Here is a 17,480-nt window from a genome sequence, read left to right on the forward strand (position 1 = left end):
TCAGGCTCCTGTCTCGGGGATGATGAACGGTCGGAAGGTGCGGGGGCCGTACAGGTCGGCGAGCAGTTCGTCGTACTCGTCGAGCAGATCGACGGCCTCGGGCCGGTGTGCCGGGATGTCCTGGAGGCATCCCTCGGCGAACTGGCGTTGACGGGTTTCGTCCGGTGCCAGCAGTTCCAGCATCAAGCTGTGGAGCATGTGGACGTCGGTGGCCGCGGTCATCGGCAGTCCTTTGTGGACTTCCGGTGGGTAGTGGACGGATTTGTCGGCCGCCAGCGGAAGCGCACCGTCTTCGACGGCGAAGGACCATCCGACGACGACGATGCCGTGCTGTGCCGGATGAACGAGCACGTTGTCCGCTGTCAGGTGGCCGTGGACGACGCCCGCCCGATGCGCGCCTGCCACGGCACGCAGGAGGCGACGATGCATCCAGGCGTAGTCGCGGCCGTCGAGCCCGCCGGGGAAGGCCTTCCCGATGTCGGCGAGGGTGAGGAAGCCGTCGACGAGCGGATCGAGGACGCTGAACGCCCGATCGCCCCTGGCCACGGGGCCCGACGTGTCGAGCAGCCGCGGGTAATAGGGGCGCAGCCACCGGTGCCGTTCGGTGAAGCCGTCGAGTGCGCGCAACGCCTCCCATTCGGCGTGGATCAGCGGGTTGAGCGCCGGATCGCGGACGAGTTTGACCAGATGCGGGCCGGTGGTCCGGTAGGTCGTGGCGACACTGCCGACCGCGTGCGGCGCGACGAGCGTGTACGCCGACGTCGCCGTGGTGACCGTCTGACGCCGGGACCGTTTCCACTCGTCGTGGAGGCGGTTGAGCATGGCCGCCGCGCGGTGGGCCCGCGCGTCGCCGGGATTGCGGTCGGGGTGGAGCACGGCCGCCAGTTCGCGGTAGCGATGGCGGGCGAACAGCGCGGCCGGGTCGGCCGCGTCCTCGACCGCCTTCATGGCGTCTTCCCTGGTGAGCATAGTTTGAGTCTAGACGACTCTTACTTCGGCCGGCAAGGGGGTGGGTACAAATCCCGTGCCGCTCCGTCGCCTTGGCGAATAGCCTGGAACGGTCGGGAAGAAGGGACTTTCTTGTCAGGTGGACCGGGGACTTCCAGGTTTCTCTGGCAGATGCTGCTGGGCGGGATCCCGCTCGTCTTCCTGTTGTGGGTGACCGGGGGAGCCCTCGGCGACCGTGTGCGCGAGCTGAACACCGGAGAGGACGTCACGGTCACCGCCGTCTCCGGATGCGTCGAGGAAGGGCCGCCGATGAGCGGCCGGTTTCCCTATTGCGAGACCGGGTGGCGGTTCGACGACGGGCGCACCGGTCAGGGGAGGATCGACGGTGAAAGGGTCGCGGAGGGCGACAGGATCTTCGCCGGTGACGGATTCGCCTACCGGTCGAAGACTTCGCGGGTCTTGAGCCTGGTGGTCGTCGCGCTCGTCGGCTTGGTCCTGTTCGGAATGCTGATCGGGCTAGGCGTCCTGTACCGGCGGCTTCGCGGGAAGTGACGCCGCCGGCCGTGCTCAGCTCCTGGTGGCGTCGATCTGCCGGTCGTCCTCGGTCGAACAGCTCGTCACCGGATCGTTCGGTCCACTGCCGCAGGTCCAGGCACCGATCACCACCGGCCCGGGGCCTTGCGGCGACGCCGCTTCGGCGGGTGTCAGCTTGGCGAAGTAGTCCGTGAGCACCTGTGTCGCTTCGCCGCAGTCGGTTTTCCCGCGTGCCACGACCTTGTTCTTCGCGCCTTGAAGTCCGGCGATCTCGCCGCAGGGTGTTCCGGCGGGTGCCGGCGTGGAAGCGGGGGAGGACGGCGGCGGCGCGGCCGCGGGCGCGGGATCGGCGCCGCAACCGCTCAGCAGGACGACGGCGAGCGCGGCGGGAAGCACGGCGAGGCTCTTCATGGGCCCTTCTTCTCGGGGATGGTTCATTCGACGGGGACGACGGCGGCGAACACGTTCTGCTCGCCCTTGCTGCAACTGGTGCCACCTTGGGCGGCGGGAGCGCCGGAGACGCACAGCCAGCCGTCCACGGTCTCGCTGACCGGCTCGTCCGAGCCCGCGGACTGACGTCCGGCGATCCTCTTGTGGAACGAATCGACGATCCCGGTCGCGTCCGCGCACGAGACACCCGGCCCGTTGAGCACCTGCAGGGTCAGCCCGCTCGCCGCGGTCACCGTTCCGCAGGAACCCTGTACCGGTTCAGCGGGTTTCGGTGCGGGGGCGGAAGTCGGGGCGGCGGACGGACTCGGCGCGGTTGGGGACGGGATCGGCGGCAGTGACACGCTGGACGCGCTCGAGGAGAGCGCGGGCGATGAGACCGACATCGAAGTGACTGGCGGTGGCGGAGCTTCGCCCGAACAGGCGGCGAGCGTTCCGGCGACGGCACAGACCGCGAACAGGCGCCGCCACGTTCCCGTGGTCGTCGAGACGGGCAAGGCGATCCTTTCGTCGGCCGGTCGTGGCCGGCCCATTCTGACCCGGCCGGGCCCGATGTCGTGGCATTGAGCCACGTTCGATTCGCGGGAGGCTATCGCGGCCGCGCCGCCGCGATACGCGAGGACCGCCCAATCACTGTCCACTGTGGACAATTAATATGCCGTTCACGGCGCGGCAACACCCTGCTGTCGTCGCGAACCGATCGGACGAATCCGGCGCCGAGCCGTTAACGCGCGGCCCCGTTCTGCCGAAAAGGAAAGTAGCGCTCCGGCGTGTCCCAGTCCCCGTCACCGAAACCGTGAGAGCGATGAAGACCGACGAACAGACCGACCCCGCGTCACCCCAGGCCACCGCACCGGCGAGCACGGAGCTTCCCCCGACGGCCCCGTGCACCGTCGTCTGGTGTGGCGGCCGCCCGTACGTCCTGGAGAACTCGGCGGGCCACCATCGCTGGATGGGCACCGACCACCGAGGCAGGCCCGTGGCACTGACCAGCGCGGACCTGCAACGCCGCGGCTGGACGCACACCCGGGCCAGCTGACGCGGGAGGACCTGCCGCCGCTGGCTAGGCTGAGCGGGTGAGTACGCCCCCCGAACCGAGCGTGACCAGCGAAGAGCCTTCCCTGCTGCGGCAGGCCTTGAACGTCCCCAACATGCTTTCGATCCTCCGGCTCGCCGGGGTGCCGGTCTTCCTGTGGCTGCTCCTCGGCCCGAAGGAGGACGGCTGGGCGCTCGCGCTGCTCGTGTTCAGCGCGCTCACCGACTGGCTCGACGGCAAACTCGCCCGCTGGCTCAACCAGATGTCGCGGCTCGGCCAGCTGCTCGACCCCGCCGCCGACCGGCTCTACATCCTCGCGACCCTCATCGCCTTCCTGATCCGCGACATCATCCCGTGGTGGCTGGTGGTCCCGCTGGTCGTGCGGGAGGCCGTCCTCGGCGTCTGCGTCCTGCTGCTGCGCCGCCGGGGGTTCGCCCCGCCGGAGGTCACCTACATCGGCAAGGGCGCCACCTTCGTGCTGATGTACGCCTTCCCGTTCCTGCTGCTCACCCAGGGCGGGTCCGACATCGCCGCGATCGCCCGGCCGATCGGTTACGCCTTCACGGCGTGGGGTGCGGTCCTGTACGTCTATTCGGGCGTGCTGTACATCGTCCAGACCGTGCGCGCCTTGCGGGAGGCGCCGGGCGCGTGACCCGGCGGGATGCGAAACTGCGCGCGTCGGTTTCGAGTGAGGGCATCAGAAAGGGGAGCGGCGTTGTCCACTCCAGAAGAACTGCGGTACACCGAGGAGCACGAGTGGGTCTCCGTGCGCGACGGCGGGCTCGTGCGCGTGGGCATCACGGAGTACGCCCAGGACCAGCTCGGTGACGTCGTGTTCGTCGAACTGCCCGAGGTCGGCAAGCAGGTCGGTTCGGGCGACGCGTTCGGCGAGGTCGAATCGACCAAGAGCGTCTCGGAGCTGTTCGCCCCGCTCGACGGCGAGGTGGTCGCGGTCAACGACGCGGTGACCGAGTCGCCCGAGCTGATCAACAGCGACCCGTACGGCGAGGGCTGGCTGATCGAGCTCCGTCTCGACGACGCGAGCTCGGTGGAATCCCTGCTGGAGGCCGAGGCGTATCAGGCGCTGATCAAGGAATAGCCGCAGGCCGTGGCCCTTCGGGAAGACAAGGGGGAGCCGCGGGCCGGAGATTCGATCAGGCACGGTACGTTTGACCTCCACACGTTCTTGAGTAGTGGCAACACACATGCGTTAGGAGAGCTCAGGTGAGCACGAACGACGGGCCCGGCGTTCCCCCGGAGCAGTCTCCGGAGCGGACTTCTGTCTTCCGGGCCGACTTCCTGGCCGACGTCGAAGGCACTGAGGCTCCTCCGGCTGCCGAGGCCCCCGTCCAGGGCGTGGACGCGCTGCCCGCGGGTTCCGCGCTGCTGGTCGTCAAGCGGGGCCCGAACGCGGGTTCGCGCTTCCTGCTGGACCGCGACACCACCAGCGCGGGGCGGCACCCGGACAGCGACATCTTCCTCGACGACGTCACGGTCTCCCGGCGGCACGCCGAGTTCCGCCGTGAGGGCGGCGAGTTCGTCGTCATCGACGTCGGTAGCCTCAACGGCACCTACGTCAACCGCGAGCCGGTCGACCAGGCCGTCCTCGCCGGTGGCGACGAGGTGCAGATCGGCAAGTTCCGCCTGGTCTTCCTGACCGGCCCGGGATCCGGGGGCCAGGGGGCACGGTGACGGCGGCCGGGCGGCCTGATCGGGATGCGTCGCAGCGCGATGGGTTGAGCATCGGGGCCGTGCTGGCACAGCTGCGCGGCGACTTCCCCGATGTCACCATCTCCAAGATCCGGTTCCTCGAGGCGGAGGGTCTGGTCCAGCCGGGCCGGACCCCGTCGGGGTACCGGCAGTTCGCTCCGGCGGACGTGGAGCGGTTGCGGTTCGTCCTGTCCGCCCAGCGGGATCACTACCTGCCGCTGAAGGTCATCAAGGAACAGCTGGACGCGGCGGATCGGGGTGCCGCGCCGGAAGCGGCGATGCCGAGGCTGCCGCGGAAACTCGTTTCGCTCGAAGCCCCCGGGGAGAACGGCGGACTGCCGTCCCCCGGGGACTTCGAGACCGATCGCGAGATCAGGCTGACCGAGGAAGATCTGCTCCGCCAGGCCGGCATCGACGCCGCCACCCTGGCTGAGCTGCGGCAATACGGTCTGGTGCGCCCAGGTGCGGCGGGGTTCTTCGACCCCGACGCGGTCCTCGTGGCCAAGACCGTGAAGGCGATGACCGAATTCGGTATCGAGCCGAGACATCTGCGTGCCTTCCGGGCGGCGGCCGACCGCGAGGTCGGCCTGCTGGAGCAGATCGTGACCCCGGTGTATCGGCATCGTGACGAGGACGCCAAAGCGAGGGGCGACGAGGTCGTCCGGGAGCTCGCGGCCTTGACCGTGGCGTTGCACACGCTCTTGGTGAAGGCCGGAATACGGGCTGTCACGGGCGGTTGAACGGTTCCAGGGGACCGGGAGCCGTTGTGAGGCCACTTGTCAATGCCTGAATGTTCGGCACCCTATGCCGTACCGTGAGAGTCGGGTTTGCCACGGGCGAACCGAGAATGTCGGAGACAGCGAGCACAGCGCTCGGAAGACGGGTAGCGTCGGGACTACCGTCGCTTGGTCGTCGAGACAAGCGTTGCGGCCCGTGCGCACGAGAGGGAGGCGAAGCCCGATGAGCGAGATGCGCGTCGTCGGCGTGCGGGTGGAGCTACCCGCGAATCAGCCGATCTTGTTGCTGCGGGAAACCGAAGGCGAGCGTTACCTGCCGATCTGGATCGGCTCGGTGGAGGCCACCGCCATCGCGTTGGAGCAGCAGGGAGTCCGCCCGGCCCGTCCGCTGACCCATGACCTGCTCAAGGAGGTCATCGGCGCGCTGGGCCGTGAGCTGGAACAGGTCGTGATCACCGACCTGAAGGAAGGCACGTTCTTCGCGGAACTGGTCTTCGACGGGGACATCCGGGTTTCGGCGCGGCCGAGCGATTCGGTGGCGCTGGCGCTGCGGGTGGGGGTGCCCATCCACGCCGTCGACGCGGTGCTGGAGGAAGCGGGCCTCATCATCCCCGACGAGCAGGAGGACGAGGTCGAGAAGTTCCGCGAGTTCCTCGACTCGGTCTCACCGGAGGACTTCCGCGGCGCGGACACCTGATCCCGGGAACTTGACCGAAGGGGCGGCGCCTGCCGGTGCCGCCCCTTCTTTCGTACGCGTTTAGTCCTCTGAATGCGGATCAGGCCGCGGTCGCCTTGAGGAACAGGTCGGCCAGCTCGCGGCCGTACCGCTCCAGGTCCAGCTTCGGATCCGCCGCGAACTTCGCCGCGACGCCGTCGATGGCCTGCGCGATCGACAACGCCATCACGTCCGCCGCGAAGTCGCCGAAAGCGCCTTCCTGCTGGCCCTGGCGCAGCTGACGTTCGAGCCGCCCGGTCCGGAACTCCTCGACGAGCGGCGCCGACATGAACCAGCCCTCGGCGTCCGAGCCGCTGGACGCCATCTCGACCATGACCCGCACCAGTTCCGGGTACGAGCCGAGGAAGGCGATTTCCGCCTCGATGTAGCCGCGCAGCAGCCCGGCACGGTCGGTCGTGCCCTCGATGCGCTCTTCGAGGAACTTGTCCTTCATCCCGGTGGCGGTGGTGACCACGGCCTGCATCAGGCCGGCCTTGTTGGTGAAGTGGTAGGAGATGATCCGGGTGCTGGACAGCCCGGCCCGCTCCTTGATCTTCGCGAACGACGTCTTGTGGTAGCCGAAGTCGGCGATCGTCGCGATCGCGGCCCCGACGATCTGGGCCCGCCGGGCCGCCTCGGTGACCGACAGCCCCAGCTCCGCCTGGACCTCTTGCAGGGCACTCTGGGTGGAGGGATTTACTTGCATGAGTAAAAATTAACACGGCCGAGTAAATCCGGCAAGCATGCGGCCGAACGGGGGACTGTCCTCGACAAGCCTCAAGAAGAGCTTGAGGCCGACCGCGCGTCGCGTTGACCGGTTTGCCGGACGCGCTTACCGTCAATGAAGGTGAATCGCCAAGGTGTGATTCGGATGTCTGGGGCATTCGTCTTGACGAGGAACTCCGGTGCGGACTCCCGTGGGTCCGCGCGGCTTTGTTCGCCGGCCGCCAGGTCGGGCGAGGGGAGGCATGGCGTGGTCGAGGCTGGTAGCCCTCAAGAGCCGCTCGTTCCGGTCGCTGACGGCGAGCAGGGCGAGCTGTTCCCCGACTCTTCCCTTCCGGACGAACTCGTCGGCTACCGCGGTCCCGCCGCCTGCCAGATCGCCGGGATCACGTACCGGCAGCTCGACTACTGGGCCCGCACGAAGCTGGTCGCGCCGAGTATCCGCACGGCGCACGGTTCCGGCTCGCAGCGGCTCTACTCGTTCAAGGACATCCTCGTCCTGAAGGTGGTCAAGCGGCTGCTGGACACCGGCGTCTCCCTGCAGAACATCCGCGTCGCCGTCGACCACCTGCGCCTGCGTGGCGTCCGCGACCTCGCCAAGGTCACCCTGTTCTCGGACGGCACCACCGTCTACGAGTGCACCTCGCCCGAAGAGATCGTCGATTTACTCCAGGGCGGGCAGGGCGTCTTCGGGATCGCGGTCAGCGGCGCGATGCAGGAGATCAGCGGCACCATCCACGAGTTCCCGGCCGAGCGGGCCGACGGCGGCGTGATCGAAACGGTCACGCCGGACGAGCTCACGCAGCGCCGTAACGCGCGACGCACCGGCTGATCATGAGGCCGCGGGAGCGGCAGGGTAGGCTCACTTCCGCGGTCGACGAATCCGCGCGGGAGAGACCGAGTCGATAACCGTTGAGCTCGGCGCCGAAGGAGCAAGTCCTCCCCGGAACCTCTCAGGCACCCTGGACCGCGCGGAAGAGACGCCTCTGGAAAGTGGTTCGCCAGGTCACAGCCTGGCGGCCCCGCCGACGGTGCAAGCCCGGCTCAACACTCGGGCGAAACTCTCAGGCGCCCCCTCGGGGGTACGGACAGAGTGGGGAGGGCCAGGACAATCCGTCCCGGCCCCACCCCCGCGTCTTGGGAGGTCCCCGATGGAGCCCGTGTCACTGGCCGCTCTCGAATCCGGAACCCCCTTCGCGGACCGGCACATCGGCCCCGATGCCGAAGAGCTCGCGCGCATCCTCGACGTCGTCGGCGTCGCCTCCCTCGAAGAGCTCGCCGAGCGGGCCGTCCCCGCGTCGCTGCGGGAGTCCGCGACCCCGCCCGACCTGCCGCCGCCCGCCACCGAGACCGGGGCGCTCGCCGAACTCCGCACGCTGGCCGCGCGCAACCGGCCGATGGTCCAGATGATCGGCCTCGGTTACCACGACACCGTGACCCCGCCGGTGATCCGCCGCAACGTGCTGGAGAGTCCGGCCTGGTACACCGCGTACACGCCGTATCAGCCGGAGATCTCGCAAGGGCGCCTCGAAGCGCTGCTCAACTTCCAGACCATGGTCGCCGACCTGACCGGCCTGCCGATCGCCAACGCGTCCATGCTGGACGAGGCGACCGCCGCGGCCGAGGCGATGACGCTGGTCCGCCGGGCGGGCAAGGCGAAGTCGAACCGGTTCGTGGTCGACGAGGACACCCTTCCGCAGACGATCGAGGTGCTGCGCACCCGCGCCGAACCGCTCGGCATCGACCTGGTGACCGCGGACCTGTCCCAGGGCATCACCGGACTCGGGCTCGGCGGCGACTTCTTCGGCGTGCTGCTGTCGTATCCGGGCGCTTCGGGGGTCGTCCGCGAATGGGAGCACACCATCGCCGAGGTCAAGGCGCTGGGCGCGGCCGTGGTGATGGCCGCGGATCCGCTCGCACTGACCCTGCTGCGGCCTCCCGGTGAACTCGGCGCCGACGTCGCGATCGGATCGACGCAGCGCTTCGGCGTCCCGATGGGCTTCGGCGGCCCGCACGCGGCGTACCTCGCCGTCCGGCAGGGGCTCGAACGGCAGCTGCCCGGACGGCTGGTCGGGGTTTCGAAGGACGCCGATGGCGCGCCCGCGTACCGGCTCGCGCTGCAGACCCGCGAACAGCACATCCGCCGCGAGAAGGCGACGAGCAACATCTGCACCGCGCAGGTGCTCCTGGCGGTCATCGCGTCGATGTACGCGGTGTACCACGGCCCGGAAGGGCTGCGCGCCATCGCGAACCGCGCGCACCGGATGGCCACGGTGCTCGCGGCGGGCCTCGCCGAAAGCGGTGTCGACGTCGTGCACTGCGAATTCTTCGACACCGTCACGGTTTCCGTCCCGGGCCGCGCGGCGGGGATCGTCGGTACGGCACGGGAACTCGGGGTCAACCTGCGGCTCGTGGACTCCGACCACGTCGCCGTCGCCTGCGACGAGACGACCACCCGTGAGCATCTTTCCCTGGTGTGGAAGGCGTTCGGGGTCGCGGTGTCCGATGTGGACTCGCTTGACGCGGACACCGCGGACGGCTTCCCGCCGGATCTGCGCCGCACCAGCGACTACCTGACCCATCCGGTCTTCCACGCGCACCGCTCGGAGACGGCGCTGCTCCGGTACCTGAGGGCGTTGTCCGACAAGGACGTCGCGCTCGACCGGAGCATGATCCCGCTGGGCTCCTGCACGATGAAGCTCAACGCCACGGCCGAGATGGAGCCGATCACGTGGCCCGAGTTCGCCGGGCTGCATCCGTTCGCGCCCGCCGAGGACGCGGCCGGTCTGCTCACCGTCGTGAAGGATCTGGAGCGGTGGCTCGCCGGGATCACCGGCTACGACGCGGTCTCCCTGCAGCCGAACGCCGGAAGCCAGGGCGAGTTCGCCGGTCTCCTGGCGATTCGCGCGTACCACCGCGAACGCGGGAACGCCGCCCGTGACGTCTGCCTGATCCCGTCCAGCGCGCACGGGACGAACGCGGCCAGCGCGGTCATGGCCGGGATGCGCGTGGTCGTCGTGAAATGCGACGACGAGGGCAATATCGACCTCGGGCACCTCAAGTCCACTGTGGACGAGCACGCGGACGACCTCGCCGCGATCATGATCACCTACCCCTCCACGCACGGCGTGTACGAGGACACCGTCCGCGAAGTCTGCGCGCTGGTGCACGACGCGGGCGGCCAGGTGTACGTCGACGGCGCGAACCTGAACGCCCTGATCGGGGTGGCGCAGTACGGGAAGTTCGGCGCGGACGTCTCCCATCTGAACCTGCACAAGACCTTCTGTATCCCGCACGGTGGCGGCGGACCGGGCATCGGCCCGATCGGGGTCCGCGCGCATCTGGCGCCGTACTTGCCGAACCATCCGCTGCAGCCGGACGCGGGCCCGGCCACCGGGGTGGGGCCGATCAGCGCCGCGCCGTGGGGGAGCGCGTCGATCCTCCCGATCTCCTGGGCCTACGTCCGGATGATGGGCGCGGAGGGCCTGAAGCGGGCGACGCTGACCGCGGTCGCGAACGCCAACTACGTCGCCAAGCGGCTCGCCGAGTACTACCCGGTCCTGTACTCCGGGCACGACGGCCTGGTCGCGCACGAATGCATCCTCGATCTCCGCGCGCTCACCAAACGGACCGGCGTCACCGTGGACGACGTCGCCAAGCGGCTGGCCGACTACGGGCTCCACGCGCCGACGATGTCCTTCCCGGTCGCGGGGACGCTCATGGTCGAGCCCACCGAGAGCGAGGATCTCGGCGAACTCGACCGGTTCTGCGACGCGATGATCGCGATCCGCGGCGAGATCGAGAAGGTCGCCGCGGGGGAGTGGCCGCTGGAGGGCAGCCCGCTGCGGAACGCCCCGCACACCGCGCGTTGTCTCGCGGGCGAGTGGGATCGTCCGTACAGCAGGGAGATCGCGGTGTTCCCGGCCGGGTTCACCGCGTCGAAGATCTGGCCCCCGGTGCGGAGGATCGACGGGGCCGCGGGGGACCGCAACCTCGTCTGCTCCTGTCCGCCACCGGAGGCCTTCGCGTGATCGTCAGCCGGGCATCTTGTCGAGAAAGCCCAGCACCTGCTTGATCCGTCCGTCCTCGACGGTGATGACGTCGAAACCGATCGCCAGCGGCTCCTCCGCGCCCTCCGGGCCGAGGTACCACTGGAATCGCGCGATGTCGTGGTGCGCGTCGGGCGCCGCGGGCAGGCTGAACTTCAGCCCCGCGAACTGGGCCTGCGCGCCGGCGATGAAGCCGTCGACACCGTCGTGGCCGGTGACGGCGCCGAGCGGGTCGGTGTAGGCGGCGTCCTCGGTGAAGATTTCGGCGATCAGGGCGCGGCGCTTGTCCGCGTCGGTCTCGTTCCACACGGCGATGTACTGCTCGGCGACGCGCTGGATGTCCGACATGGTGTCTCCTCGTTTCGTTGTGGGGTAACCGATGCCGCAACTCTGTCGGCCGGGGGCGGGTCCCGTCGATTACGCGGGAGGTAATGGCGGCGCGGCACCCGGGCCCGTAGGTTCGTGATCGTGACGACCACAGTGAGCGCGGGCCGCCCCGTCGGGGAACTCCTCCGTGAATGGCGTGACCGCCGCCGGATCAGCCAGCTGGATCTCGCCATTTCGGCGGACATCTCCACTCGGCACCTGAGCTTCGTCGAAACCGGCCGGTCCAAGCCCAGCCGCGAGATGGTGCTGCGGCTCGGCGAACATCTGGAGGTGCCCTTGCGGGAACGCAATCAGCTGCTGCTGGCCGCGGGGTACGCGCCCGCGTACGCCGAAACCGGGCTCGCCGCCCCGGAGCTGGCGGCCGTCCGCAAGGCGGTGCGCCAGCTGATGACGGGCCACGAGCCGTACCCGGCCGCCGTCGTCGACCGCTGGTGGAACCTGGTCGACGCCAACGCGAGCATCTCGCTTATGACCGGCCTGGTCTCGCCGGCCTTGCTGGCGCCCCCGGTCAACGTCCTGCGGGTGACACTGCATCCGGACGGGATGGCGCCGTACGTGCTGAACCTGGGGGAGTGGCGTGCCCATCTGCTCGGCAGGCTGCGGCGGCAGGTGATCCAGACCGCCGACCCGATGCTGACCGAGCTGCTGGAGGAACTGCTCACCTACCCGTGCGCGGATCCCGTTCCCGAGGTGGAGGTCCCCGGGCCGGGTGACATCTTCGTCCCGCTGAAACTGCGGCACGAGGACGCCGAACTCACGTTCTTCAGCACGGTCTCCACCTTCGGGACGCCGCTGGACGTCACGGTCGCCGAGCTGGTGATCGAGTCCTTCTTCCCGGCCGACGCGGACACGGCGGAGTATTTGCGCGCGTACGCCGCGCGCGGGATGGAATGATGCGGGGGAAGAAGCCCTGCCGCAGACCCCAGTGAGGATTTCCCTTCCATGGCCGTGCCTTCCGTCGTCCTGAACAACGAGGTAGCCATCCCCCAGCTCGGTTTCGGCGTCTGGCAGGTGCCCGCAGCCGATACGGCCAAGGTCGTCCGGACCGCCATCGAGGCCGGGTACCGCAGCATCGACACCGCCGCGTCGTACCGGAACGAAGCCGGTGTCGGCGAGGCGATCCGCTCGGCGGGAGTACCCCGCGACGAACTGTTCATCACCACGAAGCTGCCGAATCCGGGCCACGGTTACGACGAGGCGCTGCGGGCGTTCGACGCGAGCCTCGCGGAGCTCGGGCTGGACCACGTCGACCTGTACCTGATCCACTGGCCGATGCCCGCCCGCGGGAAGTACGTCGAAACCTGGCGGGCGCTGGAAAAGCTCTACGCGGACGGCCGGGCGCGGGCCATCGGGGTGTCGAACTTCCACGTGCCGCATCTGCGGCGGCTGTTCGACGAGACCGGGATCGTGCCCGCGGTCAACCAGGTCGAGCTGCACCCCCGGCTTCAGCAGAAGGCGTTGCGGGAGTTCCACGCCGAGCACGGCATCGTCACCGAGGCGTGGAGCCCGCTCGCGCAGGGATCCCTGCTCTCGGACGCGACGCTGACCGCCCTCGCGGCCAAATACGGCAAGAGCCCGGCGCAGCTCGTGCTGCGCTGGCATCTGCAGCTCGGCACGGTCTCCATCCCGAAATCCGTGACCCCGTCCCGGATCCGCGAGAACTTCGACGTCTTCGACTTCGAACTCGCCGAAGACGACCTCGCTGCGCTCGCCGAGTTCGACGACGGGACGCGCACAGGCCCGGACCCGGACACCTTCTCCTTGTGATCAGAGACCGAACACGCGTGATCAGAGACCGATCTCGCGTGATCAGGCGCCGAACACCCGAGTGCGGTGTTCAATCACGCGAGTTACGTGTCTGATCACGCGAGTCACGGCTGCGCGCACGCCGGCCTCACCACTCACGAGGTACGGGAAAGGCCCCTTCCCGAGCGGCGAAGGGGCCTTTCCCGTGGTTCGGGGCCTCAGGTGGCCTTGATACCCGCGGCCGCGAAGTCGGCCTGCTGGGCGGGCTGCTGAAGGTACTGGCGGAACGTCTGCGCGGCGCGCATCTGGACCTCGTCGATGGTCTTGCCGGCGAGCCCGACGAGCGGATAGTCGGCCGAACGCGCCGTCGCGACCGACTGGGCGGGCGAACCGACCAGCTCGGGCTTGGCGGTGTTCAGCTCGGTCACCCAGTAGGAGGACTCGGGGATCCAGGCGGCGGGAAGGCCGCCGATGGAGTCGAGGTTGGTCCGTCCGACGAGGCCGTCGAGCACGGACGCGGAGGACAGCGCGTCGATCTGGATGATCACGCAGTGGTCGCGGACCACGGTCGCGGCGTTGTTCCACCGCTCGGCCGCCGCGCGGACCGGCTTCTCGATGCTGGGGGTGACGATGACCCGCATCGGGGTGTCGCCGGCGCTGCACGCCTTGGCCTGGGCTTCGGCGCGGGTGTTGAGCTCGCCGTCCGCCCAGTTCCAGCCGAGCACGCCGATCGCGACCAGGACCACGAGGACCAGGCAGGCGATGGGCCACTTGGCGATCCGCCGCCGCGGGGCCTTCTTCCCCACGATCCGGTGCGAACCGGTCGCCTCACCGCGACCCTGAGGCCGCTTCGGCGGGTCGAGGGGATGCGGCACCGGCTCCTCGACCGCGCTGTGTCGCCCCATCGTTGTCCTTTCGAAACGTGCGCGCTCGCGCTGCGTATGCAATCAAACCGTTATCACTCTAACAGGGGAGGATGTTACGGGGAATGCGACGACTCACAGTTGTTTTCCGCGTGTCGTGGGAACTTTCCCTAACTCGCTCAGGAGTCGTTGGCAATGCGCTATCAGGTGCTCACGCAGCGGCGCGGCCCGGCGGGCGAAACCGGCCTGCGCGCGGGCGTACGCGGCGCGGCCTTCCGGGGTCTCGATCCGCACGGGCGAGTACCCGAACGACGCCAGATCGTACGGGCTGGCCCGCATGTCCAGCTCGCGGATGTCCGCGGCCAGCTCGAAGCAGTCCCCGACCAGCTCGGCGGGGACGAACGGGTCGAGTTTGTACGCCCATTTGAACAAGTCCATGTTGGCGTGCAGGCAGCCCGGCTGCTCGAAGTCGACCTGGTCCTCCCGCGCCGGCCGCAGGCTGTTGAGCGGCCGGGCGGGCTCGGTGAAGAACCGGAATGCGTCGAAATGTCCGCATCGGATCTCCAGCGACTCGACGACGCCGTCGGTCCCGGCAGAACCGAGCCGGAGCGGAAGCTGTGAGTGGCGAACCTCATTCGCCGATTCCCGGTAAACCATTGCCCATTCGTGAAGCCCGAAACAACTCAGTCTCGGAGAACGGGACGCGGTCGCGGAAAGCAGCCGGAGGACGAACTCGGCGGTCTTGGCCCGGCCCTCGGTGAAGCCCGCCGGATCGAGCATGACGCCGTCCGGTGTCTCCAGGTAGCCCTTCCGCTCCAGGAAACGGCGCGCGGACGCGCCTTCGAGCACGACACCCGGACCCGGTTGCCAACGCTCGAGGTGCCCTGGACGGTGCGAGTAGTAGCTGAAGAGGAAGTCGAGCACCGGATGCTTCTCGCCCCGCGAGCGGCGGCGCTGGTGCGGTGTCGTCCAGCGCCGCATCCGCGTCACGTGCTCGTCCTCCCGAGCCCGCCACACGGGCTCGGGAAGGACGATTGGGCCGGTCATGACATGACGTGGGTGCCGTCGCGGACAGTTCCCACGTATTCCTCGACGAGGTCCTCCAGCGCGACGACGCCGACCGCGGTCCCGGCCGGGCTCAGCGCCCGCGCCAGGTGGCTGCCTTCCTTGCGCATCGCCGACAACGCCTCGTCCAGCCGGGCGTCGGCGTGCAGTTCGGTGAGCGCCCGCGTCTTGTCCGACGGCACCACGGTGGTCGGATCCTCGCCAACGAGGTCGAGGATGTCCTTGACGTGGATGTAGCCGGTCAGCGTCCCGTCGTCGGTGCACACCGGGAAGCGGGAGAACCCGGTCGAGGACACCGCGCGCTCGACATCGCCCAGCGTGGGCGAGCACGGCAGCGTGGTCAGCTGAGCCGTCGGGACCAGCACGTCCGCCACCGTCTTCTCCACCGAGGACAGCGTCTTGCTCAGCCGCTGGTGCTCGGAGTGTTCCAGCAGCCCCTCGCGCCGCGACTCGCTGAGCAGTTCGGCGAGTTCGTCGGAGGTGTAGGCCGTTTCGAGCTCGTCCTTCGGCTCGACCTTGACCACCCGCAGCAGCGAGTTCGCCACGAAGTTCAGCAGCCAGATGAACGGGTTGGCGAGCTTCACCCAGGCCACGTGCACCGGGACCAGCCACAGCGCCAGCCGCTCCGGCTCGGCGATCGCGAGGTTCTTCGGCACCATCTCGCCGATGAGCACGTGCAGGATGGTGATGAACGCCAGCGCGATCGCGAACGAGATCGGGTGCAGCAGCACGTCGGGAATCCCGAGCAGCTCGAAGAACCCGGCCAGCCGGTGCGCGACGGCGGGCTCGCCCAGCCGTCCCAGCAGCAGTGAACAGATGGTGATGCCGAGCTGCGCGCCCGCGAGCATCAGCGAGACGTTCCTGCTCGCGTTGATCACGATCCTGGCGCGGGTCTTTCCCTGCTCCAGCAAGGCTTCCAGCCGGTCACGCCGCGACGAGATCAGCGCGAACTCGGCGCCGACGAAGAACGCGTTGGCCAGCAACAGGACCACGACGAGGAAGATGTTGAACCAGTCGCTCATCGGGCGGGCTCCTGCTCGGCGGAAGTCGCGGTTTCGCTCACCCGGCGGACTTCGACCTCGGCGATGCGGAGACGGTCCATTTTGGTCACCGTGAGCCGCCAGGCGTCGAGATCGGTGGCGTCGCCGGGAGAGGGGATCCGGCCGAGGCGTTCGAGGATCAGCCCGGCGATGGTCTCGTAGTCGCCGTCGGGCATCCGGAACCCGGTCTCGTCGGTGACCTCGTCGGCGCGAAGCTGTCCGGACACGAGCCAGTTGTCGGCGCCGACCTGCTGTGAGGACGGCGCTTCACGCTCGTCGTGCTCGTCGCGGACGTCGCCGATGATCTCCTCGACGACGTCCTCCAGGGTCACCAGCCCAGCGGTGCCGCCGTACTCGTCGACGACGATCGCGAGCTGGAACCGGGAATCGCGCAGCCGGTTGAGCAGCGAGTCGCCCGGCAGCGATTCGGGAACCGTCGGGATCGGCCGCATGACCGAACCGATCCGCACCGTGGCGCGCTGGGCGGCCGGGACCGTGAACGCCTGCTTGATGTGCACCGCACCCTGTACGTCGTCGAGATCCTCGGTGTAGACCGGGAAACGCGAAAAGCCGGTGCGTCGCGAGATCTCGATGAGGTCGGAGATCGTGTCGTCCACGGTCAGCGATTCGAGCTGGACGCGCGGCGTCATCAGCTCGTCGGCCGTCCGCTCGCCGAAGCGCAGCGACTTGTCCAGCAGTTCGGCCGTCGACGTGTCGAGCGTGCCGCTTTCCGCGCTGGAGCGCACGATCGAGCCGAGTTCCTGCGGCGACCGGGCCGACCGCAGTTCCTCCTGTGGCTCCACGCCGAACTTGCGGACGAGGAAGTTGGCGCTGTTGTTCATCAGGGTGATGAGCCAGCGGAACAGCGACGAGAACCGCGAGTGGTACCCCGCGACGGCACGCGCGGTCTCCAGCGGCCGGGCGATCGCGAGGTTCTTCGGCATCATTTCGCCGAGGATCATCGACAGCGACGTGGCCAGGATCAGCGCGACCGCCAGCGAGACGCCGTTCGCCACACCTTCGGAGAACCCGACGGCGGTGAACAGCGGGTGCAGCAGGTCACCGATCACCGGTTCCGCGAGGTAACCGGTGATCAGGGTGGTGATGGTGATCGCCACCTGGGCGCCGGAGAGCTGGAACGAGAGCGTGCGGTGCGCCTTCTGCACGGTGTGCGCACGTTTGTCGCCGACCTGGCGGACATTCGCGTCGACCGTGCTGCGCTCGAGCGCGGTGAGGGAGAACTCGGCGGCGACGGCGAGGCCGGTGCCGACGGTCAGCAGGAGGAACAGGAGAATGCCGAGAACGGCGAGCAGGATTTCCATCATTTCCTGCCGGCGGGGTCGGCGGGAAGAGCCGCGGAACAGCCGGGTGTGCCACCCGGCTCGATACTGTCACCAGGTGACTGCGCGTCGCGCACGAAAAGAGTCACTCCTCGATCGGAATCAACTGACACCGCCGCTGTACTGCGGCGATGGGACAA

The 17,480-nt window shown here is 68.8% G+C and carries 20 protein-coding genes and 1 riboswitch; of the genes, 11 read left to right on the top strand and 9 right to left on the bottom strand.

Annotated features, from left to right (window positions below):
- The gene (locus tag AORI_RS59580; RefSeq protein ID WP_016334070.1) at positions 1-969 is read right to left on the bottom strand and encodes a hypothetical protein; all 969 of its coding nucleotides are present in this window, start codon (positions 967-969) and stop codon (positions 1-3) included.
- 111 nt (positions 970-1,080) lie between these two features.
- Here AORI_RS59580 and AORI_RS59585 point away from each other — a divergent pair, with 111 nt between their 5' ends.
- Complete coding sequence (locus tag AORI_RS59585) at positions 1,081-1,500, top strand: hypothetical protein (RefSeq protein WP_228688378.1); 420 nt, start codon at positions 1,081-1,083, stop codon at positions 1,498-1,500.
- Between the two features lie 15 nt (positions 1,501-1,515).
- Here AORI_RS59585 and AORI_RS59590 read toward each other — a convergent pair whose 3' ends face one another.
- Complete coding sequence (locus AORI_RS59590) at positions 1,516-1,893, bottom strand: hypothetical protein (protein WP_016334072.1); 378 nt, start codon at positions 1,891-1,893, stop codon at positions 1,516-1,518.
- Between the two features lie 23 nt (positions 1,894-1,916).
- Entirely contained in the window at positions 1,917-2,165 is a 249-nt protein-coding gene (locus AORI_RS59595; protein ID WP_016334073.1) for a hypothetical protein, read from the bottom strand.
- Positions 2,166-2,734: 569 nt separating this feature from the next.
- Between AORI_RS59595 and AORI_RS59600 the strand changes: the two genes are divergently transcribed.
- From AORI_RS59600 to AORI_RS59625, 6 genes are all read left to right on the top strand, one after another.
- Positions 2,735-2,968: a hypothetical protein gene (locus tag AORI_RS59600; RefSeq protein WP_016334075.1), complete on the top strand. Its 234-nt coding sequence runs from the start codon at positions 2,735-2,737 to the stop codon at positions 2,966-2,968.
- 37 nt (positions 2,969-3,005) lie between these two features.
- Positions 3,006-3,617: a cardiolipin synthase ClsA gene (gene clsA, locus AORI_RS59605; protein WP_046199794.1), complete on the top strand. Its 612-nt coding sequence runs from the start codon at positions 3,006-3,008 to the stop codon at positions 3,615-3,617.
- Between the two features lie 63 nt (positions 3,618-3,680).
- Entirely contained in the window at positions 3,681-4,064 is a 384-nt protein-coding gene (gene gcvH / locus AORI_RS59610; RefSeq protein ID WP_005150021.1) for a glycine cleavage system protein GcvH, read from the top strand.
- A gap of 125 nt (positions 4,065-4,189) precedes the next feature.
- Positions 4,190-4,657, top strand: coding sequence for a glycogen accumulation regulator GarA (gene garA, locus AORI_RS59615; RefSeq protein ID WP_016334077.1), 468 nt, complete (start codon positions 4,190-4,192; stop codon positions 4,655-4,657).
- The gene (ftsR, locus tag AORI_RS59620) at positions 4,654-5,415 is read left to right on the top strand and encodes a transcriptional regulator FtsR (RefSeq protein WP_043848101.1); all 762 of its coding nucleotides are present in this window, start codon (positions 4,654-4,656) and stop codon (positions 5,413-5,415) included. Before garA ends, ftsR begins: the two co-directional genes overlap by 4 nt.
- Before the next feature lie 220 nt (positions 5,416-5,635).
- Positions 5,636-6,109, top strand: coding sequence for a bifunctional nuclease family protein (locus AORI_RS59625; protein WP_005150031.1), 474 nt, complete (start codon positions 5,636-5,638; stop codon positions 6,107-6,109).
- A 79-nt stretch (positions 6,110-6,188) separates the two neighbouring features.
- Here the strand turns inward: AORI_RS59625 and AORI_RS59630 are convergent, their stop codons facing one another.
- On the bottom strand, positions 6,189-6,833 hold the full coding sequence (locus AORI_RS59630; protein WP_016334079.1) for a TetR/AcrR family transcriptional regulator: 645 nt from the start codon (positions 6,831-6,833) through the stop codon (positions 6,189-6,191).
- Positions 6,834-7,100: 267 nt separating this feature from the next.
- Between AORI_RS59630 and AORI_RS59635 the strand changes: the two genes are divergently transcribed.
- Together AORI_RS59635 and gcvP are read left to right on the top strand one after the other, a co-directional pair.
- Positions 7,101-7,682: a MerR family transcriptional regulator gene (locus AORI_RS59635; RefSeq protein WP_005150040.1), complete on the top strand. Its 582-nt coding sequence runs from the start codon at positions 7,101-7,103 to the stop codon at positions 7,680-7,682.
- Positions 7,683-7,728: 46 nt separating this feature from the next.
- Positions 7,729-7,830, top strand: a riboswitch (glycine riboswitch).
- A 171-nt stretch (positions 7,831-8,001) separates the two neighbouring features.
- Entirely contained in the window at positions 8,002-10,881 is a 2,880-nt protein-coding gene (gene gcvP / locus AORI_RS59640) for an aminomethyl-transferring glycine dehydrogenase (protein WP_016334080.1), read from the top strand.
- A gap of 3 nt (positions 10,882-10,884) precedes the next feature.
- Here gcvP and AORI_RS59645 read toward each other — a convergent pair whose 3' ends face one another.
- Entirely contained in the window at positions 10,885-11,247 is a 363-nt protein-coding gene (locus tag AORI_RS59645; RefSeq protein ID WP_016334081.1) for a nuclear transport factor 2 family protein, read from the bottom strand.
- A 114-nt stretch (positions 11,248-11,361) separates the two neighbouring features.
- On the opposite strand from AORI_RS59645, the gene AORI_RS59650 reads away from it, so the two are divergent.
- Both AORI_RS59650 and AORI_RS59655 read left to right on the top strand, forming a co-directional pair.
- Positions 11,362-12,180, top strand: coding sequence for a helix-turn-helix domain-containing protein (locus tag AORI_RS59650; RefSeq protein WP_016334082.1), 819 nt, complete (start codon positions 11,362-11,364; stop codon positions 12,178-12,180).
- Between the two features lie 48 nt (positions 12,181-12,228).
- Positions 12,229-13,053 (top strand): aldo/keto reductase, encoded by an 825-nt coding sequence (locus AORI_RS59655; RefSeq protein ID WP_016334083.1) that lies wholly within the window; start codon positions 12,229-12,231, stop codon positions 13,051-13,053.
- A 197-nt stretch (positions 13,054-13,250) separates the two neighbouring features.
- On the opposite strand, the gene AORI_RS59660 is transcribed toward AORI_RS59655, so the two are convergent.
- The 4 genes from AORI_RS59660 to AORI_RS59675 all read right to left on the bottom strand — a co-directional run bounded on the left by AORI_RS59660 (position 13,251) and on the right by AORI_RS59675 (position 17,325).
- Entirely contained in the window at positions 13,251-13,937 is a 687-nt protein-coding gene (locus AORI_RS59660) for a hypothetical protein (protein ID WP_016334084.1), read from the bottom strand.
- A gap of 93 nt (positions 13,938-14,030) precedes the next feature.
- On the bottom strand, positions 14,031-14,942 hold the full coding sequence (locus tag AORI_RS59665; protein WP_043848102.1) for a 3-methyladenine DNA glycosylase: 912 nt from the start codon (positions 14,940-14,942) through the stop codon (positions 14,031-14,033).
- Entirely contained in the window at positions 14,939-15,982 is a 1,044-nt protein-coding gene (locus AORI_RS59670; RefSeq protein WP_016334086.1) for a hemolysin family protein, read from the bottom strand. The genes AORI_RS59665 and AORI_RS59670 overlap by 4 nt, the downstream gene beginning before the upstream one ends.
- A complete protein-coding gene (locus AORI_RS59675) occupies positions 15,979-17,325 on the bottom strand; it encodes a hemolysin family protein (RefSeq protein WP_043848103.1) in 1,347 nt (448 codons plus the stop codon). Before AORI_RS59675 ends, AORI_RS59670 begins: the two co-directional genes overlap by 4 nt.
- Between the last annotated feature and the right edge of the window lie 155 nt (positions 17,326-17,480).

Origin of the sequence: Amycolatopsis keratiniphila, assembly GCF_000400635.2 — a bacterium.
Classification (GTDB): Bacteria; Actinomycetota; Actinomycetes; order Mycobacteriales; family Pseudonocardiaceae; genus Amycolatopsis; species Amycolatopsis keratiniphila.